1 protein-coding gene is annotated in these 918 nt (G+C 68.7%); it reads right to left on the minus strand.

From position 1 onward, the window contains the following. Positions 1-461: 461 nt before the first annotated feature. A complete protein-coding gene (locus PROKR_RS01600; protein WP_036959122.1) occupies positions 462-725 on the minus strand; it encodes a hypothetical protein in 264 nt (87 codons plus the stop codon). Between the last annotated feature and the right edge of the window lie 193 nt (positions 726-918).

Below are 918 nucleotides of genomic sequence, written 5' to 3' on the forward strand. Positions count from 1 at the left end.
AACGGCTAGCTCAACGGCCACGTCGGGCCTCCTCACATGGTCCCCGGCGAGCCACGCCTCCATCTCGTCGATGGAGACAGCGCCCCTTGCCCGTAGGTGGTGCTCTCCGGCTCGACGCCGGGGCGGGAATGAGCTTGGGGTACTCGTGACGCCGGCCTCCGCCGCGCTGCCAGTTCGCGACCCTCGAGGGCGTCAGCCGACCTCGGCCAGGAGGAGCGCGTCGAGCGACCACTCGTGGTCGTCGGGTGCGTCGCCCGGTAGAAGGCCGAGGTGCGGGGGAGTGCCGGATCGACGGCGTAGAGCTCGTGCCAGGCAAGGGCGTCGGTGCCCGCGTGACGAAGACGGAGCCCGAGGGCGATGAGTCGGCCTCGATCGCCTCTCGGTGCTCGTCGTCGTCGAGCGTCTCCAGGAGGGCGTGCAGGTCGGCGAAGCCGAGCCCGTACACCGCCCGGATCACGCGGTCACTGAAACGCGGCGCTCAGCTCCCGCATGAGCTTCTTGCCGAACGCCTGGAACTCCTCGGAGGTCATCTCGTCGATGACCTCGACGACGTCCGCGCCGGCGACCTCCTCCAGGATCGTGAAGGTGGGGTCGAGCTCGTCGCGCCGGCGGTTGGCACGGAGCCACTTCGGCGAGCGGACGACGGAGAGGGACTTCTCGAAGGTGTAGGTCTCGCCGTTGTGGTCGAAGGAGAACAGGTCGGCGGTCTTGGTGGTGTCGCTCATGGCTGCTAGGCCCTTTCGTTCGTGGTGGTGCTAGGCCCAGGGGTGAGCAAAGAAGAGCCCCTCCCGGAGCGGGCCTAGCGGGGCTCCGGGAGGGGTAGCTAGAGGCGCGCAAGGGGCCTTGCGCGACAGGTCAGGCGGTCGGCTTGCCGTCGTCGATGTACTTCACGGCGTTGGCGTTGAGGTCCGTGTCACG

Origin of the sequence: Promicromonospora kroppenstedtii DSM 19349 (assembly GCF_000515355.1) — a bacterium.
Classification (GTDB): domain Bacteria; phylum Actinomycetota; class Actinomycetes; order Actinomycetales; family Cellulomonadaceae; genus Promicromonospora; species Promicromonospora kroppenstedtii.

Coding starts and splice junctions, on each gene's coding strand:
- PROKR_RS01600 (WP_036959122.1), bottom strand. CDS start 725: ATGAGCGACACCACCAAGACCGCCGACCTGTTCTCCTTCGACCACAAC.